General features: G+C 75.5%; 24 protein-coding genes. 17 read left to right on the top strand and 7 right to left on the bottom strand.

The window, feature by feature from the left end:
* Positions 1 to 3: 3 nt before the first annotated feature.
* The 9 genes from FHX75_RS01720 to FHX75_RS01680 all read left to right on the top strand — a co-directional run bounded on the left by FHX75_RS01720 (position 4) and on the right by FHX75_RS01680 (position 7,195).
* A complete protein-coding gene (locus tag FHX75_RS01720) occupies positions 4 to 402 on the top strand; it encodes a 6-pyruvoyl trahydropterin synthase family protein (RefSeq protein ID WP_088961569.1) in 399 nt (132 codons plus the stop codon).
* Positions 403 to 405: 3 nt separating this feature from the next.
* Positions 406 to 1,440, top strand: coding sequence for a glycosyltransferase family 4 protein (locus tag FHX75_RS01715; RefSeq protein ID WP_154936327.1), 1,035 nt, complete (start codon positions 406 to 408; stop codon positions 1,438 to 1,440).
* Positions 1,437 to 2,258: a class I SAM-dependent methyltransferase gene (locus tag FHX75_RS01710; protein ID WP_154936326.1), complete on the top strand. Its 822-nt coding sequence runs from the start codon at positions 1,437 to 1,439 to the stop codon at positions 2,256 to 2,258. The genes FHX75_RS01715 and FHX75_RS01710 overlap by 4 nt, the downstream gene beginning before the upstream one ends.
* Positions 2,259 to 2,314: 56 nt before the next feature.
* Positions 2,315 to 3,340: a lysylphosphatidylglycerol synthase domain-containing protein gene (locus tag FHX75_RS01705; protein WP_246157515.1), complete on the top strand. Its 1,026-nt coding sequence runs from the start codon at positions 2,315 to 2,317 to the stop codon at positions 3,338 to 3,340.
* A gap of 12 nt (positions 3,341 to 3,352) precedes the next feature.
* Positions 3,353 to 4,006, top strand: coding sequence for a GTP cyclohydrolase II (locus tag FHX75_RS01700; RefSeq protein WP_154936324.1), 654 nt, complete (start codon positions 3,353 to 3,355; stop codon positions 4,004 to 4,006).
* A gap of 1 nt (position 4,007) precedes the next feature.
* On the top strand, positions 4,008 to 4,715 hold the full coding sequence (locus tag FHX75_RS01695; RefSeq protein ID WP_154936323.1) for a RibD family protein: 708 nt from the start codon (positions 4,008 to 4,010) through the stop codon (positions 4,713 to 4,715).
* Positions 4,716 to 4,800: 85 nt separating this feature from the next.
* Positions 4,801 to 5,373: a sigma-70 family RNA polymerase sigma factor gene (locus tag FHX75_RS01690; protein WP_425463465.1), complete on the top strand. Its 573-nt coding sequence runs from the start codon at positions 4,801 to 4,803 to the stop codon at positions 5,371 to 5,373.
* 105 nt (positions 5,374 to 5,478) lie between these two features.
* On the top strand, positions 5,479 to 6,174 hold the full coding sequence (locus tag FHX75_RS01685) for a response regulator transcription factor (RefSeq protein WP_154936322.1): 696 nt from the start codon (positions 5,479 to 5,481) through the stop codon (positions 6,172 to 6,174).
* Entirely contained in the window at positions 6,167 to 7,195 is a 1,029-nt protein-coding gene (locus FHX75_RS01680) for a sensor histidine kinase (protein WP_154936321.1), read from the top strand. The genes FHX75_RS01685 and FHX75_RS01680 overlap by 8 nt, the downstream gene beginning before the upstream one ends.
* 59 nt (positions 7,196 to 7,254) lie before the next feature.
* Here the strand turns inward: FHX75_RS01680 and FHX75_RS01675 are convergent, their stop codons facing one another.
* Genes FHX75_RS01675 through FHX75_RS01665 form a run of 3 tightly spaced genes read right to left on the bottom strand, consistent with a single transcriptional unit; the run spans position 7,255 to position 9,235 of the window.
* A complete protein-coding gene (locus tag FHX75_RS01675) occupies positions 7,255 to 7,893 on the bottom strand; it encodes a methyltransferase domain-containing protein (protein ID WP_154936320.1) in 639 nt (212 codons plus the stop codon).
* Positions 7,890 to 8,564: a TIGR04282 family arsenosugar biosynthesis glycosyltransferase gene (locus FHX75_RS01670; protein WP_154936319.1), complete on the bottom strand. Its 675-nt coding sequence runs from the start codon at positions 8,562 to 8,564 to the stop codon at positions 7,890 to 7,892. Before FHX75_RS01670 ends, FHX75_RS01675 begins: the two co-directional genes overlap by 4 nt.
* Positions 8,561 to 9,235, bottom strand: a complete 675-nt coding sequence (locus FHX75_RS01665; protein WP_154936318.1) for a glycosyltransferase family 2 protein — start codon at positions 9,233 to 9,235, stop codon at positions 8,561 to 8,563. The genes FHX75_RS01670 and FHX75_RS01665 overlap by 4 nt, the downstream gene beginning before the upstream one ends.
* 144 nt (positions 9,236 to 9,379) lie before the next feature.
* On the opposite strand from FHX75_RS01665, the gene FHX75_RS01660 reads away from it, so the two are divergent.
* Positions 9,380 to 10,867 carry a hypothetical protein gene (locus FHX75_RS01660; RefSeq protein ID WP_425463464.1) on the top strand — a complete coding sequence of 496 codons (1,488 nt, stop codon included), beginning with the start codon at positions 9,380 to 9,382 and terminating at the stop codon, positions 10,865 to 10,867.
* 139 nt (positions 10,868 to 11,006) lie between these two features.
* On the opposite strand, the gene FHX75_RS01655 is transcribed toward FHX75_RS01660, so the two are convergent.
* Positions 11,007 to 12,068 (bottom strand): NAD-dependent epimerase/dehydratase family protein, encoded by a 1,062-nt coding sequence (locus FHX75_RS01655; protein ID WP_154936317.1) that lies wholly within the window; start codon positions 12,066 to 12,068, stop codon positions 11,007 to 11,009.
* A gap of 332 nt (positions 12,069 to 12,400) precedes the next feature.
* Here FHX75_RS01655 and FHX75_RS01650 point away from each other — a divergent pair, with 332 nt between their 5' ends.
* Together FHX75_RS01650 and FHX75_RS01645 are read left to right on the top strand one after the other, a co-directional pair.
* The gene (locus tag FHX75_RS01650) at positions 12,401 to 13,681 is read left to right on the top strand and encodes a molybdopterin-dependent oxidoreductase (RefSeq protein WP_154938673.1); all 1,281 of its coding nucleotides are present in this window, start codon (positions 12,401 to 12,403) and stop codon (positions 13,679 to 13,681) included.
* Positions 13,674 to 14,117, top strand: a complete 444-nt coding sequence (locus FHX75_RS01645) for a hypothetical protein (protein ID WP_154936316.1) — start codon at positions 13,674 to 13,676, stop codon at positions 14,115 to 14,117. Before FHX75_RS01650 ends, FHX75_RS01645 begins: the two co-directional genes overlap by 8 nt.
* 37 nt (positions 14,118 to 14,154) lie before the next feature.
* On the opposite strand, the gene FHX75_RS01640 is transcribed toward FHX75_RS01645, so the two are convergent.
* Complete coding sequence (locus FHX75_RS01640) at positions 14,155 to 14,391, bottom strand: hypothetical protein (RefSeq protein ID WP_154936315.1); 237 nt, start codon at positions 14,389 to 14,391, stop codon at positions 14,155 to 14,157.
* A 201-nt stretch (positions 14,392 to 14,592) separates the two neighbouring features.
* On the opposite strand from FHX75_RS01640, the gene FHX75_RS01635 reads away from it, so the two are divergent.
* Genes FHX75_RS01635 through FHX75_RS01625 form a run of 3 tightly spaced genes read left to right on the top strand, consistent with a single transcriptional unit; the run spans position 14,593 to position 16,330 of the window.
* The gene (locus FHX75_RS01635; protein WP_154936314.1) at positions 14,593 to 15,246 is read left to right on the top strand and encodes a hypothetical protein; all 654 of its coding nucleotides are present in this window, start codon (positions 14,593 to 14,595) and stop codon (positions 15,244 to 15,246) included.
* A complete protein-coding gene (locus FHX75_RS01630; RefSeq protein ID WP_154936313.1) occupies positions 15,243 to 15,647 on the top strand; it encodes a phage holin family protein in 405 nt (134 codons plus the stop codon). Before FHX75_RS01635 ends, FHX75_RS01630 begins: the two co-directional genes overlap by 4 nt.
* A 17-nt stretch (positions 15,648 to 15,664) precedes the next feature.
* Complete coding sequence (locus FHX75_RS01625; protein WP_154936312.1) at positions 15,665 to 16,330, top strand: DUF3618 domain-containing protein; 666 nt, start codon at positions 15,665 to 15,667, stop codon at positions 16,328 to 16,330.
* Between the two features lie 68 nt (positions 16,331 to 16,398).
* Here the strand turns inward: FHX75_RS01625 and FHX75_RS01620 are convergent, their stop codons facing one another.
* The gene (locus tag FHX75_RS01620; RefSeq protein WP_154936311.1) at positions 16,399 to 17,490 is read right to left on the bottom strand and encodes an NYN domain-containing protein; all 1,092 of its coding nucleotides are present in this window, start codon (positions 17,488 to 17,490) and stop codon (positions 16,399 to 16,401) included.
* Positions 17,491 to 17,808: 318 nt separating this feature from the next.
* On the opposite strand from FHX75_RS01620, the gene FHX75_RS01615 reads away from it, so the two are divergent.
* Entirely contained in the window at positions 17,809 to 18,687 is an 879-nt protein-coding gene (locus tag FHX75_RS01615) for a hypothetical protein (protein WP_154936310.1), read from the top strand.
* A gap of 155 nt (positions 18,688 to 18,842) precedes the next feature.
* Positions 18,843 to 19,055, top strand: a complete 213-nt coding sequence (locus tag FHX75_RS01610) for a hypothetical protein (RefSeq protein WP_246157514.1) — start codon at positions 18,843 to 18,845, stop codon at positions 19,053 to 19,055.
* A gap of 174 nt (positions 19,056 to 19,229) precedes the next feature.
* Here FHX75_RS01610 and FHX75_RS01605 read toward each other — a convergent pair whose 3' ends face one another.
* Complete coding sequence (locus tag FHX75_RS01605) at positions 19,230 to 22,883, bottom strand: discoidin domain-containing protein (protein ID WP_154936308.1); 3,654 nt, start codon at positions 22,881 to 22,883, stop codon at positions 19,230 to 19,232.
* Positions 22,884 to 22,923: the final 40 nt, after the last annotated feature.

Below are 22,923 nucleotides of genomic sequence, written 5' to 3'. Positions count from 1 at the left end.
GCCGTGTTCAGCGTGACCGTACGGGACCACATGATGGTCGCCCACAGCTTCCGGGGCGAGGTCTTCGGGCCGGCGCAGCGGCTGCACGGGGCGACGTTCGTGGTGGACGCGACCTTCCGCCGCGCCGAGCTGGACGCCGACGGCATCGTGGTGGACATCGGCCGGGCCACCGAGGAGCTGCGGGCGGTCCTCGCCGAGCTGACCTACCGCAACCTCGACGACGAGCCGGCTTTCGCCGGGGTGAACACCACCACCGAGGTGCTGTGCCGCACGGTGGCGGACCGGCTGGCCGAGCGGGCGCACGCCGGTGGGCTCGGCCCGGGGGCCCGCGAGCTGGCCGGGATCACGGTGACGCTGCACGAGTCGCACATCGCCTGGGCCAGCTACGAACGGTCGCTGTAGCCGGTGCCCGTGGTGCACGTCGTCCTTCCCGGCGACATCGACGACCCGGCGACCCCGAGCGGCGGCAACACGTACGACCGCCGGGTCTGCCGGGGCCTCGCCGAGCGGGGGTGGGCGGTGCGCGAGCACGGCGTACCCGGGCGGTGGCCGCGCCCCGACCCGCCGGCGCGGACCCGCCTGGCCGGGGTGCTCGCGACGCTGCCCGACGGCACGGTGGTGCTGCTGGACGGGCTGGTCGCCTCGGCCGTGCCGGAGGTGCTGGCCCCGCACGCCCGGCGGCTGCGGCTGGTGGTGCTGGTGCACATGCCGCTGGAGGACGCCACCGAGGCCGCCGCGCTGGCCTGCACCGCCGCGGTGGTCACCACCAGCGGGTGGACCCGCCGCCGCCTGCTCGACCGGTACCCGCTGCCCGCCGACCGGGTGCACGTCGCCACCCCCGGGGTGGACCCGGCGCCGCCGGCGACCGGCGCGGGTGCCGGCACGGCGCTGCTCTGCGTCGCGGCGGTCACCGCCCACAAGGGACACGACGTGCTGGTCCGCGCCCTGGCCGAGGTCGCCGACCTGCCCTGGACGCTGGACTGCGTGGGCGCGCTCACCCGCGACCCCGGCTTCGTGGCCGGGCTGCGCCGGCTGGTGGACGCGCGGGGGCTGGCCGGGCGGGTACGGCTGGCCGGACCGCGCACCGGGTCCGACCTCGACGCCGCGTACGCCGCCGCCGACCTGCTGGTGCTCGCCTCGCACGCCGAGACGTACGGGATGGTGGTCACCGAGGCCCTGGCCCGCGGCCTGCCGGTGCTCGCGACCCGGGTGGGCGGGGTGCCCGAGGCGCTGGGCCGGGCGCCGGACGGCGAGCCGCCCGGCCTGCTGGTACCCGCCGGCGACCCGGCCGCGCTGGCCGGCGCGCTGCGGCGCTGGCTCACCGGGGCGCCGCTGCGGCACCGGCTGCGGCAGGCGGCCCTGGCCCGCCGGGACGGCCTGGCCGGCTGGCCGGACACCGCCGCCGCGATCGCCCACGTCCTGAATGGAGTGCAGCTATGACCACGCACGCCACCGACCCCTTCGCCGACTGGCTCGCGCTGCGCGAGCCCGCCGACGCCGCCGCCCGCGCCGACGACCTGGTGGACCGGGTCCGCGCCCGGCTGGCCGCCGGCCGGCCCTTGGTGGTGCACGACCTGGGCAGTGGCACCGGGTCCATGGCACGCTGGCTGGCCCCCCGGCTGCCCGGCCCGCAGCACTGGGTCCTCTACGACCGGGACCCCGGGCTGCTCGACCGGGCCCTCGCCGCCCCGCCGCGCGCCGCCGACGGCAGCCCGGTGCGCGTCGAGACGCGGCGCACGGACATCACCCGGCTCACCGCCGCCGACCTGACCGGCGCCGACCTGGTCACCGCCTCGGCGTTGCTGGACATGCTGACCGCCGAGGAGATCGAGGCGATCGTGACGGCCTGCGTCGGGGCGGGCCGCCCGACCCTGTTCACGCTCTCCGTCATCGGCCGGGTGCGGCTCGATCCGCCGGACGAGCTGGACGCGGAGGTCGCCGCGGCGTTCGACGCGCACCAACGCCGTACCGTCGACGGCCGGCGGCTGCTCGGGCCGGACGCCGCCGCGGCCACCGTCGCCGCGTTCCGGCGGCGCGGGGTTCCCGTGACCGTCCGGTCCAGCCCGTGGCGGCTGGGCGCCGGGCAGGACGCGCTGATCGCCGAGTGGTTCACCGACTGGTGCGACGCCGCCGTCGAGCAGCGCCCCGAGCTGGCCGCCCGGATCACCGAGTACGCGCGGCGGCGGCTGGCCGAGGCGGCGGCGGGCCGGCTGACCGTCACGGTGGGCCACGACGACCTGCTCGCCGGGGTGGAATGAACCCGACGGCCGGCCAGTACGTGGAGGAGGGAGAGATCTTCGACAGGAGGCCCCGCGTGCCACAGGCTGCCCACGACACCCCCGGCACCCCGGTCCGTCCGACGTGGGCCTGGGTGAGCAACCTCGGCGGCGTCGCGCTGGTGGCGGCGCTGCTGTGGTGGCTGGGCACCGGCCCGGCGCTGGCCGCGCTGCGCCGCATCGACACCGCGGCGGTGGTCGCGGCGCTGCTGCTCGGGGCGCTCAGCACCGTCTGCTGCGCCTGGCGATGGCGGCTGGTCGCCGGAGGGCTCGGCGTCCGGCTTCCGCTGGGCACCGCCGTGGCGGACTGCTACCGGGCGGTCTTCCTCAACGCCACCCTGCCCGGCGGGGTGCTCGGCGACGTGCACCGGGCGGTCCGCCACGGCCGGGAGGCCGGCGACCTGGGCCGGGCCGTGCGGGCGGTGGTCTGGGAACGCAGCGCCGGTCAGGTCGTCCAGGTCACGCTCGCCGCGGCGCTGCTGCTGGCGCTGCCGTCGCCGGTGCGGCCCTGGCTGCCGGAGGCCACCGCGCTGGCCCTGGCGGTGGCCCTCGTGGTGGTGCTGGCGGCCCGGGCGCTGCCCCGCTCCGGTCCGTCCCGGCGGGCCCGCGCGCTGCGCGCCGCCGCCGCCGACGTCCGCGCCGGCCTGCTGACCCGCCGGACCGGGCCGGGGGTGCTGCTCGCCTCGGCGGTGGCGGTCCTCGGCCACCTGGGGACCTTTTTGGTGGCGGCCCGGGTCGCCGGAGCCACGGCCCCGCTGGCGCAGCTGCTGCCGCTGACGCTGCTGGCGCTGCTCGCGATGGGGCTGCCGGCGAACGTGGCCGGGTTCGGCCCGCGCGAGGGGGTGGCCGCCTGGGCGTTCGGGGCCGCCGGCCTGGGCGCCGCCCAGGGGGTGTCCACGGCTCTGGTGTACGGGGCGCTGGTGGTCGTCGCCGCCCTGCCCGGCGCCGCCGTGCTGCTGCTGGGCCGGCTTCCGGCCCGGTTCTCGTACCGGTCCACGCCTCGTACGGTGGGCCAGGGCGGTTCTGCCGCGGTACCCGCTGCCGGGTTGGCCGGCAGCGCCTGACGGAGGAGACACATGTACGGAGCACTTCCGGTCGCCACGGTCCGCACGCAGGTCACGGTCCCGCTGCGCCTACCCGACGGGTACGCCACCACGGCCCGGGTCTTCACCTTCGACGGGCTGGTGGACGGGCGGGAGCACCTGGCGTTCGGGCTCGGCGACTGGGCGGGCGCGCTGCGGCGGCAGCCGGGCGGGCCCGCGCCGCTGGTCCGCCCGCACAGCGAGTGCCTGACCGGGGACGTCTTCGGCAGCCAGCGCTGCGACTGCGGCCCGCAGCTGCGCGAGGCGGTGGAGCGCATCGCCGACGCCGGCGGGTTCCTGCTCTACCTGCGGCAGGAGGGGCGCGGCATCGGCCTGTACCCGAAGCTGGACGCCTACGCGTTGCAGGACGCCGGCCTGGACACCTACGAGGCGAACGTGGCGCTCGGGCACGGCGAGGACGAACGCGACTACCGGGCGGCCGCGCAGATGCTGGCGGTGCTGGGCGTGCGGCGGCTGACGCTGCTGAGCAACAACCCGGAGAAGGCCGAGCAGCTCGACGGGCTCGGCGTTGCGGTGACGGAGGTGGTCCCCACCGGGGTCTACCTCTCCCCCGCCAACGCCGACTACCTGGCGGCGAAGGCGAGCCGGGCGGCCACCCGCACCGCCGACTCGCCGTCGCTGACCTGAGATGGGCGCCGTGCCGGCGGGCCGGCGGCCGTACGTGCTGCTGAGCTGCGCCACGTCGATCGACGGGTACATCGACGACGCCACCGGGCAGCGGCTGCTGCTGTCCAACGCCGACGACCTGGCCCGGGTCGACGCCGTCCGGGCCGGCTGCGACGCGATCCTGGTCGGCGCCGGCACCGTCCGCCGCGACGACCCGCGGTTGGTGATCCGCTCGGAGCGGCTGCGCCGGGCGCGGATGGACCGCGGGCTGCCGCCGTCGCCGCTGAAGGTGACGCTGACCGGGCGGGGCGACCTCGACCGGCGCGCCCGGTTCTTCACCGTCGGCGACGCGGACCGGATCGTGTACTGCGCCTCGCCAGCCGTGGCGAAGACCAGCGAGATGTTGGACGGGCTGGCCACCGTGGTCGACGCCGGCGACCCGCTGGACCCGGCCCGGGCGCTGGCCGACCTGGCCGGGCGCGGGGTGGACCGGCTGATGGTGGAGGGCGGCGGGTCGGTGCACGCCCAGTTCCTCACCGCCGGGCTCGCCGACGAGCTGCACCTGGTGGTCGCCCCGTTCTTCGTCGGCGACCCCCGGGCGCCCCGCTTCGTCCGCGACGGCCCGTTCCCCTGGCACCCTGGCCGACGGGCCCGGGTGATCGAGGCCCGACAGATCGGTGACGTGGTGCTGGTCCGGTACGCCCTGTCGGAACGCTGCCCGGACGCCTGAGCCGGTGAACCGGCGGGCCCGTTCGTCCGTACCACCGGCCGACACGGAGAACCGACCTACTACGCTTCGTCGTAGGAGGTGGGGCGTGGCGGACGAGGGAGCGGCTGTGGTGGACGAGGGCGACGAGCAGGTGACCGCGTGGGCGCTGGCCGCCGGGCGGGGCGACCCGCTGGCGCTGGCCGCGTTCGTCCGGGCCACCCAGGGCCCGACCTGGCGGTTCCTGCACCACCTGCTGGCCGACGCGGAGACCGACGACCTGGTGCAGGAGACGTACCTGCGGGCGATGCGCGCGCTGCCCCGGTTCGCCGCCCGGTCCTCGGCGCGGACCTGGCTGTTCGGCATCGCCCGGCGGGTCGCCGCCGACCACCTCCGCTCCCGGCGGGCCCGCCCACCGGCCACCACCATCGACGGGTACGACCCGCCGTCGGCGGGCCGGTTCGAGAACGTCGTGGTGCTGGACGCCCTGCTGCGGCAACTGCCGGCCGAGCGGCGCGAGGCCTTCGTCGCCACCCAGCTCCTCGGCCTGTCGTACGCCGAGGCGGCGCAGGTCTGCGACTGTCCCGTCGGCACCATCCGGTCGCGGGTGGCCCGGGCCCGGGCGGACCTGGTCGACGCCATGGCCGAACGCGCCACCCGGACGGACACCCGCGCCGGCTGACCCCGCCGCCGGCGCGCATCGTTCCGTAAGGACATCGCAAGGTTTCCGCGCCCCGACACCGGCCCGGCCCGCGGCTACGCTGACCGGCACGAGGGGGAGGTACGCGTGCCGCAACGGGTGCTGGTCGTCGACGACGACCGGACGGTCAGCGACGTGGTCTGCCGCTACCTGGAACACGCCGGCTACCAGGTGGACCACGTCGGGGACGGCGCCGCCGCGCTGGCCGCCGTCGCCGCCGCGCCGCCGCAGCTGGTGGTGCTCGACGTGATGCTGCCCGGCGTCGACGGGCTGGAGGTCTGCCGGCGGCTGCGGGAGCGGCCGGACGGCGTACCCATCGTGATGTTGACCGCGCGCGGCGACGAGGCCGACCGGATCCTCGGCCTGCAACTGGGCGCGGACGACTACCTGAGCAAGCCCTTCTCCCCCCGCGAGCTGGTGCTGCGGGTGCGCTCGGTGCTGCGCCGGGCCGGCGGCGAGCCGGCCGGCGCGGCGCCGGAGGTGCTCACCGACGGCGCCCTCACCGTCGAGACCGGCCCCCGGGTGGCCCGGCTGCACGGTCGGGAGCTGGCCCTCACGCTGCGCGAGTTCGACCTGCTGGCCCACCTGATGCGGCACCCGGCACGGGCGTTCCGCCGGGCCGAACTGCTGGAGCGGGTCTGGGGCTGGAGCTTCGGCGACCAGTCCACCGTCACCGTCCACGTGCGCCGGCTGCGGGAGAAGATCGAGGCCGACCCGGCCGACCCGCGCCGGATCGTCACGGTGTGGGGCGTCGGCTACCGGTACGAGCCGGTTGATGGCTGACCTGGCGCTGATCTTCGGGGCGGCGCTCGCCGCGGCCTGCTGCGTCGGGCTGCTCGGCGCGGGGGCGCTGCGGCTGCTGCGCGGCCGGTCCATCACGGTGCACATCTCCGTCCTGCTGGCGATGACGGTGAGCGCGGTGGCGGCCGGGGTCGCGGTGATCGCCGAGGCGATGTTCCTCTCCCCGCACGACCTGGAGGTGGTGCTGATCACCGTCTCCGCGGCGGCGGTGGTCAGCCTCGCCGTCGGCTGGCTCTTCGGCCGGCGGCTCGCCGCGGCGGCGGTCTGGGCGGACCAGGCCCGGGAGCGGGAGCGGCGGATCGAGAAGGGCCGCCGCGACCTGGTCGCCTGGGTGTCGCACGACCTGCGCACGCCGCTGGCCGGGCTGCGGGCGATGGCCGAGGCGCTGGAGGACGGGGTGGTCGCCGACCCGGAGACGGTGCACGAGTACCACCGCCGGATCCGGGTGGAGACCGACCGGATGACCCGCCTGGTCGACGACCTGTTCGAACTGTCCCGGATCAACGCCGGGGCGTTGCGGCTGTCGCTGTCCGCCGTGCCGCTGGGTGACGTGGTCTCCGACGCCCTGGCCGGCACCGCGCCGCTGGCCGCGGCCCGCCAGATCCGGCTGGTCGCCGCCGAGTCGGGCTGGCCGACGGTGACCGCCAGCGAGCCGGAGCTGGCCCGGGTGGTGGGGAACCTGCTGCTCAACGCGGTGCGCTACACCCCGGACGACGGCACCGTGCGGGTCGACGCCGGCCGCGACGGCGACGCCGCCTGGCTGGCCGTGGCGGACACCTGCGGCGGCATCCCCGAGGACGACCTGCCCCGGCTCTTCGACGTGGCCTTCCGGGGCGAGCCGGCCCGCACGCCCCGGCCCGGCAACGGCGGCGCCGAGGGCTCCGGCGGGCTGGGCCTGGCGATCGTGCGCGGACTGGTCGAGGCGCACGGCGGCCGGGTCGACGTGCGCAACGTCGCCGGCGGGTGCCGGTTCGTCGTCCGGCTGCCGCTGGCCGACGGCTGACCCGTCCCGGCCGACCGTCGGACACTCACTCGGACCGGCGGCCCGGCGCGGCCGGGGGCTCAGGGGCGGCTCAGCTCGGCGAACCAGCGGCGGCCGGCCCGGAACACCTCGCCGACGGCCAGCCCGGCCGCCGCCGCCGGGCCCGCCACCGCGGCGGTGTCCAGCCAGGCCCAGCGGAAGCTCGGCCCCGGACGCCGACCGGTCAGCACGTGGACCTGCCCCTGCCAGGCGCCGGACCCCGGCGGCTCCAGCTCCACCAGCACCGTGCCGGCCGGCCGCAGCAACGCCCGGCACCGGCGCAGCAGCGCCGCCGGGTCGCCGCCGATGCCGATGTTGCCGTCCAGCAGCACCGCGTGCGCCCAGCGTCCCTCCGCCGGCAGCGGGCCGAACAGGTCGGCCTGCACGGCCACCGCACCCCGGGCCCGGGTCAGCGCCACCGCCCGGGCCGACACGTCCACCCCGAGCGTGGTCAGCCCGGACCGGGTCAGGGCCAGGGTCACCCGGCCCGGTCCGCAGCCCAGGTCCAGGGTGGGGCCGGCGCAGCGGGCGAGCACCGCCGTGTCCGCCGGGTCGGCCGGCCCGTGCCACCGGTCCACCGGCAGCGGGCGGCGCAGCCCGTCGGCGGGCACCAGCCAGTGGGCGTCCACGCTCCGGTCGCGCAGGGCGGCGGCGAAGCCGTCCACCGCCGGCGCGGTCACGCCCGCACCACCATCGCCCGGCGTACCGCGGCGACCTGCCGGGCGAACCGGCCACCCGGGACCGCGGCGGCCACCGCCCGGGCGTCCGACCAGTCGTCCACGTCCCGCAGCACCGGCAGCGGCACGGTACGCAGCCCCCGCTCGGCCAGCGCCGACCAGGTCGACCGCCCGGTGTCCGGGGTCGACATCGGCACCGCGCGCAGCGCCACCGCCTGCCGGGGGTCGCGCAGCCCCAGCGCCCACCAGCCGCCGTCGGCGGCCCGCCCCAGCACCGCGTCGGCGTCGGCCAGCCGGCGTACGGCGGCGGCCAGCCGCGCCGGGGTCAGCTGCGGGGTGTCCATGCCGATCTGGAGCACCGGACGGCCCGGGAAGGCGTCGGCGACGTCGGCGTGGGCGTGCACCAGCCGGGCGGCGAAGTCCGCGCCCCGCTGCGGCAGGACCGGCCAGCCGGCGACGGCGGCGGTCAGCGCGGCGGCGTCCTCGGCGTCGGCGAGGCGGCCGGCCAACGCCAGCACCGGCGTCACGCCGGGAGTCTCCCGGACGGCGTCCAGGGTGTCCCGCAGCGCGGCGGCGGCCACCCGGGCGGCCTGCACAGCGGTCGCGGGCGGGCAGAGCCGGGTCTTCACCGCGCCGGGCACGGGTGCCTTGGCGACCACCAGCAGCACGGTCACCGGGGACCGTCCACCCTGCGCAGCACGGCGGCGAAGTCGCGGGTGGCGCGCAGGGTGCCGCGGACCGAGCCGGAGACCTTGGAGCGGGTGCCGACGGCACGGGGAGCGTAGGCGACGTCGAGTTCGTGGATGCGCCAGCCCGCTGCGGCGGCCCGGATCAGCAGCTCCAGCGGGTAGCCGAAGGCCCGGTCGGTGACGCCGAGACCCAGCAGCGCCTCGCGCCGGGCCACCCGGATCGGGCTCAGGTCGCGCAGCGGTACGCCCCGGTGCCGCAGCAGCGCGGCGACCAGCGCGGTGCCGGCGCGGGCGTGCCAGGGCCACACCCCGACGCGGACCGGGCGGCGGCGGCCGACGGCCAGGTCGGCGCTCCCCTCGGCAACCGGGGCGACCAGGGCGGGCAGCTCCCGAGGGGCGAAGGAGCCATCGGCGTCCAGGACGCAGACCAGCTCCGTCTCGGCGGCCTCGATCCCGGCGTGCACGGCCGCGCCGTACCCCCGGCGGGGCTCGTGCACCACCCGGGCGCCGTGCCGGGCGGCCACCTCGGGCGAGCCGTCCCGGGAGCCGTTGTCCACCACGATCGCCCGGTAGCCGGGCGGCAGCGCGGTCAGCACGCCGGGCAGGGCGGCGGCCTCGTCCAGGCACGGCAGCACCACGTCGATCTGTGTCGGCATACCGCCGACGCTAGGTCCGCCCGGGGGCGCCCGCGCCGCGTTCGGCCTTACGGAACGCTTACCGAGCAGGCATTTCTTACCGTCCGGTGACGTACCGGTGGTTCGGCTGACGAGCCGGCGCGCAGGCCGTACCGTCCGGTCGACATGAGACCCGGTACCACGCTCCCCCGCTCGCCCGCCCCCGACCGGGCCCCGGCCCGCGACCGGGGCGATCTCGTCGTGCTGGCGGTCGAGGCGGCGCTGCTGGCCGCCGCGGTGGCTGTCGGCGCGGTGCTGAACCACCGGGGGGTGGGACTGTACGCCGACGCCGCGCCGCTCTACGCCACCTGGCGGCCGCACCTGGGCTGGGGCACGCCGGCGGCGCTGCTGGTTGCCGGCGTCGTGCTCGGCCCCGGGCTGCGCTGGGCCCGGACCGCCCGGTGGGGCCCGCTGCTCGGCGCCGGCTACCTGGCGGCGGTGGCGTGGACGCTGGCCCTGGCGCTGGTGGACGGCTGGTCGGCGGGGCTGACCCGGCGGCTCACCCCGCAGGCGGAGTACCTGCACGAGGTGCCCGGGGTGACCGACGTCCGGCGGATGCTGGCCGGCTTCACCGACCGGATCCTCGACTTCCAGCCGGACTCGTGGTCCACCCACACCGCCGGCCACCCGCCCGGCGCGCTGCTGTTCTTCGTCGGGCTGGACCGGGTCGGCCTGGGCGGCGGGACGGCGGCGGCGCTGGCCTGCGTCCTGGTCGGGGCGAGCATCGTGGTGTCCGTACCGGTGGCGCTGCGGGCGCTGGGCGCCGGCGAGGCGGCCCGGGCGGTGCTGCCGTTCCTGGTGCTGCTGCCCGGGGCGGTCTGGGTGGGCGCCTCCGCCGACGGCGTCTTCACCGGCGTGGTCGCCGCCGGCCTGGCCCTGCTGGCGGTATGCGGACCCGCGACCGCGCTGGCCGGCGGGCTGCTGCTCGGCTTCGCGCTGCACCTGTCGTACGGCTTCGTGCTGGTCGGGCCGCTGGCCCTGGCCGTGCTGGCGCTGCGGCCCTCGGGTCGGCGCGGTGCGCTGCTCGCCGGGGCGGCCGGGGTGGCCGCGGTGGTGGTGGCGTTCACCCTCGCCGGCTTCCACTGGTGGCAGGGGTACGACCGGGTGGTCGAGCGCTACTACCAGGGCTGGGCGGCCGACCGCCCGTACGGGTACTGGGTCTGGGCCAACCTGGCGGCGCTGCTGCTCTCGGCCGGGCCGGTGGTCGGGCCGGCCCTGCGCCGCACGCTGCTGGCGGCCCGGGCGGCCTGGCGCGGCACGGCGCGAGCCGGTGCGGCGGAGCCGGCCGCGTCCGCCCCGACGGTCGGGGCTCCAGGCCGGGTTCCGGGCCGGCTGGTGGGCGGCCTTCTCGCGCACCGCCGGCCGGTCGCGCCGGCGTCCCGGGTGCGGCTGCTCGGGCCGACCGTGCTGCTGCCGGCCGCCGCCGCGCTGGCGGTGATCGGCGCCGACCTGTCCGGCATGAGCAAGGCCGAGGTGGAGCGGATCTGGCTACCGTTCGCGGTGTGGCTGCTGGTCGCCGCCGCGCACCTGCCCGCACCGGCCCGCCGCTGGTGGCTGGCCGCCCAGGCACTCACCGCCCTCGCCGTCAACCACCTCCTCTTCACCGTCTCCTGACCGGGAGCCCCCTCCCCCGACGCCCCGGCCGCCGCCTCCTCCGGCCCCACGCGCCCGCTCGCAGTTTCAGAGAAAGAGGGCGCATTCCGCCGCCCGAGGCCCCTCTTTCAGAGAAAGTGCACGCGGGCGGGGCGGGGGGTCAGGCTGCTACGGCGGCCGGGGCGCGGAGTGGGTCGGTGGCGAAGGCGGTCACCCCGTCGAGGAAGCCGACCCGGGCGGTGTAGCCGAGCAGCTCGCGCGCGCGGCCCGGGTCGGCGACCACGTGCCGTACGTCCGCGGCGCGGGCGCCGCCGACCACCACCGGGGCCGGCCCGTCCATCGCGGCGGCCAGCGCGGCGGCGAGGTCGCCGACGGTGTGCGGCTCGCCGGAGCAGACGTTGAGCGGCACCAGGCCGTCCGGGACGGGTGCCGTCAGCGCCAGCAGGTTCGCCCGTGCCACGTCGGTGACGTGCACGAAGTCGCGGCGCTGCCGGCCGTCCTCGTACACCCGGGGCGGCCGGCCGTCCGCCAGCGCCGAGCGGAAGATCGAGGCGACCCCGGCGTACGGGGTGTCGCGGGGCATCCGGGGACCGTAGACGTTGTGGTAGCGCAGCGCCCACACCCCGCCCCCGGTCTGCCGGGCCCAGGCGGCGGCCAGGTGCTCCTGCGCCAGCTTGCTGGCCGCGTACGTGCTGCGCGGCTCCAGCGGGGCGTCCTCGGGCACCAGCAGGGCGGCGAGGGTGCCGCCGCACTCCGGGCAGGTGGGGTCGTACCGGCCGGCGGCCAGGTCGGCGGCGCGGCGCGGGGCGGGCCGGACGACGCCGTGCCGGGCGCAGCCGTAGCGCCCCTCGCCGTAGACCACCATGGAGCTGGCCAGCACCAACCGGGACACGCCGGCCCGGTGCATCGCGGCGAGCAGCACCGCCGTGCCGTAGTCGTTGTGGCTGGCGTAGTCGGGGGCGTCGGACGGGTCCAGCCCGTGCCCGACCATCGCCGCCTGGTGGCACACCGCGTCCACCCCGGCCAGCAGGTCGTCGAGCAGCCCCGGGTCCCGCACGTCGCCGATCATCGGGTCGTGCCGGCGCGACCACTCCGGGAGCGCGCCGCCGTGCGCCTGCGGCAGCAACGCGTCCAGGCACACCACCTGATGTCCCTCGGCGACGAGCAGGTCCGCGACCTGCGATCCGATGAACCCGGCCGCGCCGGTGACCAGTACCCGCATTCCCGTCACGCTAGGTCAGCGCGGCGGCCCGGCGGGCCGGTTCGGGCCGGACGTCAGCACTCCGTAAGGGACCTGCGGTAAGCCTTCGGTAATGCGGCAAAGCGGACCGGCGGGCGAGGTCGCCGTCTAGCGTCCAGCACGAGGGCCACCGCGCCCGCGCAGTCCCGCCCGCAGGAGGTCCCGTGCCCGCCGACCCGCCGCCACCGCCCGGCGACCCGACGCCCGGGCGCGGCGGGCCGGGCCGGGCGGCCGACCGGTCCGGGCCGCGAGCCGCCGAGGCCGGAACGTCCGACGGCGCCACCGACACCCACGGGTACGCCTTCCCGGAGCGACTGTGGCGGGCACTGGACCGGCACCGCCCGCCCGGCGTCGACGCCACCGCCGACGCGTGGCGCAGCCCGGTACGCGGCCCGTGGTTGACCTCGGTGTTCGGGGCGGTCCTGCTCGCCGCCCTGCCGCTGGTGATCGTCACCGGGCTGCTGGACTGGATCGCCTACGGCCCCCGGCTCGGCCAGGCGTTCCCCCGCGACGTGGGCTGGCTGCACCCGCCCGTCTTCGACTGGCCCACCCGGCCGGCCTGGCTGTTCCGGCTCACCCAGGGCCTGCACGTGACGCTCGGGATCGTGCTGGTTCCGGTGGTGCTGGGCAAGCTCTGGTCGGTGGTGCCGAAGCTCTTCGACTGGCCGCCGGCCCGCTCGGCGGCCCAGGTGCTGGAACGGCTGTCGCTGCTGCTGCTGGTCGGCGGGATCCTCTTCGAGACGGCCACCGGCCTGCTCAACATCCAGTACGCGTACCTGTTCGGGTTCGACTTCTACACCGCGCACTGGTACGGCGCCTGGGTCTTCACCGCCGCCCTGGTCACCCATGTGGCGATCAAGCTGCCCCGGATGGTCACGGCGCTGCGCGGGCCGGGCTTCGCGCGTACCCCGGTGGAGCGGACCGGGCCGGAGCCGGCGGATCCGGACGGCCTGGTGTCCCGGCGGCCCGGCCCGGCGACGATGAGCCGGCGCGGGGTGCTGGCCCTGGCGGGCGGTGGCGCGCTGCTGCTGGCCGCGCTGACCGTCGGGCAGAGCCTGGACGGGGTGCTGCGTCGCACCGCGCTGCTGCTGCCCCGGGGTCGGCAGCCCGGCGCCGGGCCGAACGGCTTCCCGGTCAACCGCAGCGCCGCGGCGGCCGGCATCCAGCCCGCCGACACCGGCACCGGCTGGCGACTGACCGTACGCGGCGGCGGGCGCAGCGTCGAGCTGGACCGGGGCCGCCTGCTCGCGATGGCGCAGCACACGGCGGACCTGCCGATCGCCTGCGTGGAGGGCTGGTCGACGGCGCAGACCTGGACCGGGGTACGGCTGCGCGACCTCGCCGCGCTGGTCGGCGCGCCGGAGGCGGCCACGGCGTCGGTCCGGTCGCTGGAACGGGCCGGCCTGTTCCGCCAGGCCCGGTTGCAGGCCAACCAGGTCCGCGACCCCGACTCGCTGCTCGCCCTGCGGGTCAACGGGGTCGACCTCTCCCCCGACCACGGCTATCCGGCGCGGGTCATCGTGCCGGCGCTGCCGGGCGTGCACTGCACCAAGTGGGTCCGGGAGATCGCCTTCGAGGGGCGCGCCGATGGCTAGGTTCCGGCGGGCCTACGGCGCCTCGCCCGGGCACCTGCTGCTCCTGCTCGGCTGCTTCGCGGTGACCGGCTGGATCGTGCTGCGGCTGGCCGGGGAGGAGTCCGCGGTGCGGATGCTGCTCTGGTTCCTCGGCGCGGTGATCGCCCACGACCTGCTGCTGTTCCCGGTGTACGCGCTGGCCGACCGGGCGCTGCGCGCCGGAGCGGGCCGTCGGGGCGGCCCGTCGGCGCTGAACCACGTCCGGGTGCCCGCGCTCGCCGCCGGGCTGCTCCTGCTCGTCCACCTGCCCGGCGTCCTCGGCCTCGGCGACGGCACGTACACCGCGGCGACCGGCCTGACCCCCCGGCCGCTGCTGACCCGCTGGCTGGCGGTCAGCGGGGCGCTCTTCGCCACCAGCGCGGCGCTGTACGCGCTGCGCCGGTGGCGACACCGCTGAGCCGGGGGGAGGCCGTCGGACGGCGGGCCGCCCGGCGTCACCGCTTGGGCGACAACGGATTGTCCGTGCGGCTGCCGGCGGGGATCATCACGTCCGGGGACGGGGTGGTGGCTTCGCCGCCGGAGCCCACCCAGTTCTCGGTAGCGGCGCCCTTACGCCGCCGCAGCGCCGCGGCACCGGCCGCTCCCGCGGTGAGGACGACCGCCGCCAGCGGCCACCAGTTCCGACGGTGCATCCGCGCCGCCCGCCTCTTCTGCAACATCGTCATTCTCATGCGTCCATTGTCCAAATCCGCCGGGGCGCCGGCGGCGAAATCGGCACCTACACCCGTTCGGTTGGCACCTGACAGCTCCCGAGGGACGGCCCTCCCACACCGGCACGGCCGGCAGCCGGAGGGATGTATACACCGGGCGGCGAGGGGTAACCGGCGTTCCCGTTCCTGCCCGAAGGGCGGGCCCCGACGAAGGGAGATCGCATGACAACGGGTAGGGAATCCCCTCCTGCATCCGGTGACGGATCGCGCGGCGGCAAGGTCGGACAGCTCCGGCAGGAGGCCGGCCGCATCGGCCAGGAGACGGCGCAGGCCGGCGGGCACACCGCCCGGCAGGCGATGGAACAGGGCCGGCAGATCGCCTCGGAGGGTCGCCAGCAGGCCCGCAACCTGCTCAGCGAAGCCTCCGCGCAGGCCCGGACGCAGGCCGAGGAGCAGCAGCGGCGGGCCGCCGACAGCCTGCGCACGCTGGGTACGCAACTGCGGTCCATGGCCGACTGCGCCGACCAGAGCGGCATGGCCAACGAGGTCGTCCGCCGGGGCGCGGATGCCGCCCAGCAGGCCGCGGGCTGGCTGGACAAGCGCGAACCCGGTGCCCTGGTGCGCGAGGTACGCGACTACGCCAGCCGGCACCCCGGGGCCTTCCTCGCCGGGGCCGCGATCGCCGGGCTGCTCGCCGGTCGGTTGGGCCGCGCCCTCACCGGCGGCCAGGACGGCCAGGGCGGCGGCGGTGACACCGGCAGGTACGCCGGCGAGGGCCCGCCGGCGGCGGCCGAGATGCCGTTGAACGTGCCGGCGAGTCCGGGGATGACCGCGCCGGTCCGCCACGGTCCGTTGGGCCATGAGGTGGGCCCATGAGCGCATCGCCCATGGGCGGGGGTCCGGACAAGACCCAGGCCTCCATCGGTGAGCTGCTCGCCGACGCCACCCGCAACTTCTCCTACCTCCTGCGCAAGGAGGTCGAGCTCGCCAAGGCCGAAGTGCGGGAGGAGGCACGCAGCCTCGGCATGGTGGCGGCCATGTTCGCCGCCGCGGCGATCGCGGCGCTGCTGACCCTGGTGTTCCTGTCCCACGCCCTGTGGTGGGCGCTGTCCAACGTCATGGACCAGGGCTGGGCCGCGTTGATCGTCGCCATCATCTGGGCGGTGATCGGCGCCGTGCTCGCCTCCCGGGCGCGCAAGCAGCTACGCACGGTGAAAGCCCTACCGCGTACCAAGCAGACGGCGCACGAGATTCCGGACGCGGTCAGAGGCCGCTGAAACCGAAGGGAGACGTCATGTCCACCGATCCGGACCGGATCCGGTACGACATCGAGGCAGCCAGAGCCGAGTTGAGCAGCGACGTCGACGCGTTGACCGACAGGGTCAACCCGCGTCGGATCGCGGCCGCGCCGGTGAACCGGGCCCGTGGCCGGCTCAGCCGCATGGTCGACACGATCATGGGCAACGCCAGGCATGCGCGGGACGTGGCCAGCCACCAGGCGTCCGGCGTGACGCAGCGGGCCTCGGCCACCACGCATCGGCTGTCCGACACCACGCAACACCTGACCGATACGGCGCAGCACGGCGCCGCCACCGCCGGCGAGCGGGCGCGGAACCTCACCCACGCCTCGCGGGAACGGGCCGAGGGCAATCCGCTCGCCGCGGGCCTCATCGCCTTCGGCGTGGGCGCGCTGGCCTCGTCGCTTCTGCGGCCCAGCCGCAAGGAGCGGGAGCTGGCCGGGCGCGTCAAGCACGAGGCCATGGAACATTCGGACCAGTTCAAGCAGCAGGCCAGCGGCGTGATGCACGGCGTGCAGGACAACCTGCGCGAACCCGTCCACCAGGCGACCGAGCACGTCAGGTCCACCGCGGCCCAGGGCGTGGCCTCGGTCCGCGACACGGGCGTCGGGGAGGCGCAGCACGTCCGCGACGACGCGCGGGAGGCGCCGCGCAGGTGGTGAGAGCCGGTCGGCGGGGTCCACCCGGTACTGGCGGTCAGTCCGCGGTGGTCCCGGCCGGCGCGGCCGGGTCAGGAAGCCTGCGGGGTGAGCAGGTAGTCGTCGGCGTCGGCGTTCCACTCCAGGTGGACCACGCCGCTGGTGGCGGCCGCCTTGCAGAACTGGAGGAAGCTGCGGTAGCCGAGCTTCTTCTCGCTGAAGTCGGGCCGCGCCCGCCGGAGCTGGTTCTTCAGGCCGGACAGGGCCGCCGCGCCGTCGGCGCCGGCCAGGTCCTGGACCACGGCGCGCAGCAGCCCGAACGCTTCCTCCCGGTCGCCGTGCTCGGGCAGGGAGACCTCCGGGTCGCCCTTGGCCGGGCCCTCCGCCAGCTCGACGACGTTCTGCTTGGCGAGGTGGCGCAGGAGTTCGCCGAAGGTGCGGAACCCGTAGTCGGACTCGGTGAAGGTCGGGTCCTTGCGCAGCAGGGTGCGCTTCAACGTCGACGCTGTCACCTCGCCGCCGGAGCTGCCCTGCAGACCGGCCACCGTCTGGGCCACCAGGCCCGCGAGGGTGTCCACGTCGCGGACCCCTTCCTCGACCGCCGCCTGGGGCTCGGGTTCCTGCTCGACCTGTTCCTGCTCCACCTGCTGCGGTTCGGGGCTGGGCACTCGGGCCGGACGAGCCCGCCGGGCCCGGGTCGGCGGGATGTCGACCCCCTCCAGCCGGTCGTAGTAGAGGAACTCGTCGCAGGCCGGCGGCAGCAGCGCGGAGGTGGATTTCTCCACCCCGACGCCGATCACCCGCTTGTTGAGCTCGCGGAGCTTGTGGACCAGCGGAGTGAAGTCGCTGTCGCCGGTGCAGATCACGAACGTCGAGATGTAGTCGCGCTCGAAGGCCAGCTCCACCGCGTCGACCGCCATCTTGATGTCGGCGGCGTTCTTGCGGGAAGCACCCATCCGCTGGGGTATCTCGATGAGTTCGACGTGCGACCGGGTGAGCATCCGACGGTCCTCGTCGAAGTACGACCAGTCCGCGTACGCCCGCCGCACGACCACCCGGCCCCGCTCGGCGAGGGCGTCGGCGATCGGTCGGAAGTCGAAGGCCATGCCGCCGCGGTGGTCGCGCGCCCCCAGCGCGAGGTTCTCGTAGTCGAGGAACAGGGCGATCCGGTCTTCGTGATCCACGCAGGTCAGCCTACGCCCGGGGCCGGCCCGACACCGCCGACGTCGCCCGGCGCGCCCGGCGGACCGCGCCGGACACCCGCACCGCCCTGCGGAGTCAGATCGAGGACAGTCGTCGGGGGTGCCGATCCGCCGCACGCTCAGCACCCCGTGAGCCGAAGATCATATCGCCTCTGAGCTGGGGTTTCATCGTTTCCACGTGGCTATAGTCGAGGTATCGCCCAGCGTCGTGCAGTGACTGGCCGGGCCCGGCCGGTGCCGTGACCCCCGCGTGCGTTCACCTGTTGTGCCCGCCTCTGAACCGCCTGGATCGAGGTAGTCGTGACTCGGGTCCCCCACCAACGCCGCCGCCTCCTGCACCGCCTGCCCGCAGCCGTCCGGTCGTCACTGGCCGCCGCGCTCGGACGGCGCAGGCCGGCGACCGGGCCACCGCCGAACGGGGAAGCCGGCGCCCAGCGCCACGCCGAGGAACTGCTCGCCACCGGCGAGTCGCCCACCCGGCTGCTGGCCCAGGTCGTGGACATGCTGGAGACCTACATCGGGCACGTCGGCGCGCAGGCGCGCCGCTCGGAGAGCAACCGACGGCAGGGTGCCACGCCGTCGTTCTACGCCCACGGCGTCTACCTGCACCTCGCTGTGATCATGACCGTCCACCTGGTCACGCTGCGCCGCATCCAGCGCGCCCGCCTCGCGGGGGGTCGAAGGATGAACTGGCAGCAGTGGTTGCCCTCCATCTTCCTCGCCGTCATCGCCGCGGGCGGTGGCATCGTCGGCACGGTCTGGGTCAAGCGCCTCAACCGCTCGGTGGACCGGGCGCTGGCCCGCAAGTCCACCTCGGAGTCGAAGAAGGCGGAGGCGGAGACCATCTCGCTGGAGGTGGCGACGGCCCGCGCGTTGATCGAGGAGATCGAGAAGATGATGGCCCGGCAGCGGATCAGCTACGAGGCGCAGATCGGTGAGCTGTCCACCCGGCACGACCGGGACCTGCGCGACATCACCGAGCGGATCCGGACGCTCGAACGACGCGAGCAGCAGCTGCGCACCGCGTTGAACGACCACCTGCCCTGGGACCTGGAGACGGCGGAGCGGATCCGGACGGTCCACCCGGACTGGCCCGATCCCCCACCCATCGATCTCGCCGCACCCCCGGCCGGTGATTCCACCGCCCCTCGCCAGTCCGCGCCGCCCCGCAGCACCTAACGCGGGCGGGCCGCAACGAGCCAGGCCCGTCACCGGCCATCAGCCGCTCGTCCTGCGAATGGAACTCATCGGCGGTGGGATTGGCGGCCCGAATGTCCGAGAATCGTTCACAGCAGCACGGAGATCGGAGACCGATGCCCGATCCACATGACCCCGTGAGTCCGTCGTGGCGGTGCCGCGACTGCGGGCGCGACTGGCCCTGCCCGAACCGCCGGCAGATCCTGCTCGACGAGTACCGGCAGCAGTCGACCAACCTGCGGGTGTACCTCGCGACCTGCCTGACCTCGGCCACCCAGGACCTCGCGGCCAACCCGGCCGACCTGCGCGACCGTTTCCTCGGCTGGGTACCACACCGGGTGCCGTCCTGAGCGGACCGCCCCGCCCGGTGGCCCTGTCGGTGCCGCGCGGGTGAGCGGCGCCGCGGGAACGCCGAGCCGGGCGGGGACGCCGAGCCCGGCCGGGACGCGGAGCCGCCCCGACCCGGGCGGCCGGACGCCGCCGGACGGCGGTGAGCCCGCCGACGGCGTCCGGTTCCCCGACGGTCAGTTCCGGTTGATGGTGAAGGTGGACGTGGTGTTGCGGATGTCCTGGTCGTTGTTGCTCAGCCGCAGGTTGGTGAAGGTGGCGGAGCCGACCGCCGGGCCCTGCCCGGCCTCCGGCATCTCGTTGACCCAGATCCCGAAGCCGGACTTGGCGTCGAAGGCATCCCCGCTGCGCCGGGCGCCGCTGATCGAGACGTTGGTGAAGACGGTGTCGGTGACCGGGTACTGCGGCTGCCCGCCGACGTAGTTGGTCTGGAACATGATGCCGCTGTAGGTCGGGTCGACGATGTCGACGTCGCTGACCCGGATGCCCTGGAACACCTTCGAGGCGGAGAAGACCCAGATCGCCGGGAAGGTCTGCGCGCCCCAGAAGTGCCCGCCGGCCCGGACGATGGAGATGTTCTCGAACCGGGTGGGCGGGTCGGCGCCGAAGCCGTTCATCGGGTAGCCGAAGTCCAGCGAGCTGATCGTGATGCCGGAGTAGACCAGCGTGTCGGCGATGTAGATGTTGCGGAACGTGTTGCCGTACCCGCCGTACACGGCCACCCCGGCGGCGCGCCAGGTCAGCAGCGACGTCAGGTTCTCGTAGACGTTGTCCTTCATGTCGGCGCCGCCGGCGTCGATCGCCGAGAAGAGCGCGAAGCTGTCGTCGCCGGTCGCCCGCGCCTCGTTGTTGCTGACCAGGTTGTTGGTGCTGCCGTTGGTCATGTTCACGCCGTCGGCGAAGGTGTTGCGGATCCGGGAGTTGCGGATCGTCGTGCGGTCGGTGTTCGCGCCCCAGTAGAGGCAGACCTGGTGCTCGGCCCAGATGTTGTCGATCACCATGTCGGCCACGTTGGCGAAGTCGAACACCTTGCCCGGCCCGTCGATTCGGGAGGTGTAGTTGCCGAAGTAGGCGAAGCCGGAGAACGTCGAGCCGTTGGCGGTGGCGTCCGCCCGGAAGCCCACGTCGGTGTTTTCCTGGGTGCGTGGCGCGACGAACCGGGTGTACCAGGGGCCGGCGCCGAGCACCTTGACGGCCTTGCCGTACACCTGGAACTTCTGGGCGGTTGCGTACGTCCCCGGCGGCAGGTAGACCCCGAGCGCCGTCGCGCTCTGCCGGGCGGCGTCCAGCGCGTTCTGCACGTCCTGGTGACCGAAGCCGGCCGGTACCAGGTACCGCGCCGGGTCCGGGTTGGCGATCGGCGCGACCTGCTCGGTGTTGATGAAGTCGATCGCGTACGTGGTGGTGTTGGCCGGGTCCTTCTGGAGCCGGATCCGGCTGCCGGCCGGCACGGTCGCGTTGAGCATGACGTTGGCCTCGTCGTAGATGTGCCGCGGTCCGCCCGCCCCCGGTGAGTTGCCCGGGCTGGCCTCGTTGCCGTACAACCACGCGTGCCGGGAGGTGAGGTCGATGGCCTTGTGGAAGGCGCCGTTGACGTAGACGTTCAACGTCGCGTCGATCCCGCCGCCGCCCGGGGCGTCCGGGATGGAGAAGCGGGTGACCAGCGTGTTGGTGCTGGCCCGGGTGGTGAACTCGACGTAGCTGCCGGTCGAGTTGAGGGTGACCGCCCGCCGGCCGGACGCCTCGCCGGCCAGGTCGCCGACGGTCCGGTTCGGTCCGACCACGGCCGCGCCGCCACCGACCACGCCGTCCTCGGCCTCGTACATGTCGTACGGCATGTTCGCGCCCCGCCCGACGAAGAGCGGCCGCTCGCTGGTGTTGTTCTGCTGCTTCGCCGGCAGCTCGTTGGCGTCGGCCGCGACCGCCACCCGGACGGTGTACCGGCCGTTCGCCGCGGTCCAGCTGCCCAGTCCGACCGGGCCGGTGGTGGCGCCCGGGTTGATCACCCCGGAGTACGAGCCGGTCAGCGTGCGGACCACCGCGCCCGACTGGTCGAGCAGGGTCAGCGTGATCGCGTGCGCGCCGGAGGCCGAGGCGACGCTGCCGGCGTTGCGCAGCGTCACGGAGAAGGCCACCGCGCTCCCGGCCGACGGGTTGCCCGGGGTCCAGACGACCGACGCGGCGACCAGGTCGGAGCTGGCCACCGGGTTCACCACCAGCGGGGACGGGTTGGTGTAGCTGTTGTTCGTCTCGTCCCGCTCGATGACGGCGTTCGCCTCGTCGACCTTGGCGCTCAGCGGGTAGCTGCCGGCCGCGCGGGCCCCGATGTTCGCCATGACGGTGGTCGACGCGCCGGCGGCCAGGGCGCCGACCGGCGCGCTGCCCACCCGCACCCCACCGAGGTAGAGGTTGACGGCGGTGGCGGCGGACGCGACCGTGCCCGCGTTGCGGACGGTGGCGGAGAGGGTGACCGCGTCGGCCTCGGTCGGGTTGGCCGGGCTGGCCGACAGCGCGGTGACGGTCAGGTCCGGGTTGGGGGCGGGCACGCCGATAACCTGGAACTCGGCCACCTGCCCGCCCGGGGCGCCGGAGTTGGCGGTGAAGGTCAGCCGCAGGTCGGCGGCGGTGGCGGAGACCGGGATGGTCACCGTGTTGCCGGACGCCGGGTTGAAGGTGTACCCGGCGGCGCCGACCACGCTGGTGAAGGACGTGGCGCTCTGCTCCCGGCCGAGCACCTGCACGGTCTGCGTCCGGGTGCCCCACACCGGGTCCGGGTTCAGCTTCAGCACCACCGCGCTCACGCTGGCGTTCGCCCCGAGCTGCACGGTCAGCGTGCCCGGGTGGCCGGCGCTCTCCCAGTAGGTGGCCGTGTTGTTGTCGTTGGCGTTGGTCGCGACGAAGGTGTGCACGTACGACGAGGCGGTGATCGGCCGGCCGACCGCGAGGTTGCTGCCGCCGGTGCCGCTGCCGGTGCGGGTGACCGTGTTGCTGTTCGCCGACTGGTTGCCGGCGGCGTCCCTCGCCCGCACGTGATAGCTCACCGTGGCGCTGGTGGGCTGGTTGTCGGTGAAGGTGAGCACGGTGCCGGCGACGCTGCCGCGCAGCGCGCCGTTGGCGTACACGTCGTAGCCGGTGACGCCGACGTTGTCGCCGGCGGCGTTCCAGGTCAGCCTGATCTGCCCGCTGGTGGGTTCGGTGTAGGCCAGGTTGGTCGGGGCGGTCGGCGCCTGGGTGTCCCCGGTCGCCGTGCCGTAGACCTCGAACTCGGAGAGCTGACCGGCGGGCCAGCCGGTGTTGCCGGTGAAGGTGAGCCGGACGTAGCGGCTGCCGGTGGCGGTCAGCGGGACGGTCACCGTGTTGCCGGTGGCCGGGTCGAAGGTGTAGCCGGCGGACGGCTTCAGGGTGGTGAAGGTCGAGCCGTTGGTGCTGACCTGCACGGACAGCGTCTGGGTCCGGGTCTGCCAGGCGGCGGCCGGGGGCAGCCTCAGCACCAGCCGGTCCACGGTGACGATGGCGCCGAGGTCGGCCTGGATCCACTGCGGGAAGGCGTTGTTGGCGCTCTCCCAGTAGGTGGCCGGGTTGCCGTCGTTGGCGTTGGCCGGGCCGTACACCTGGTTGACGCTGCTGGCGGTCATGGTGGCGGCGATCCCGGCCAGCGCCGCGGCCGTGGCGGGGGCCGGCGCGGCGGCGCGGGGGGCGCCGTCGCGGGGGCCGGCCGGGGCCGCGGCGGCGGGCACGGCGGGCCCGCCGGTGACCAGCAGTGCGGTGGCCAGCAGGCCGGCGGTCAACCACCGGCCGGGGGTACGTCGTCTCGTGCTGTTTCCGGGCATGGCGGAGCTGCACCTTCTCTCGGGGGTGGTGGTGCCCGCC

This window comes from Micromonospora palomenae, from assembly GCF_007829925.1.
Classification (GTDB): Bacteria; Actinomycetota; Actinomycetes; order Mycobacteriales; family Micromonosporaceae; genus Micromonospora; species Micromonospora purpureochromogenes.
The sequence above is the reverse complement of the archived record's forward strand: the minus strand, read 5'-3'. Positions and strand labels throughout refer to the sequence as shown.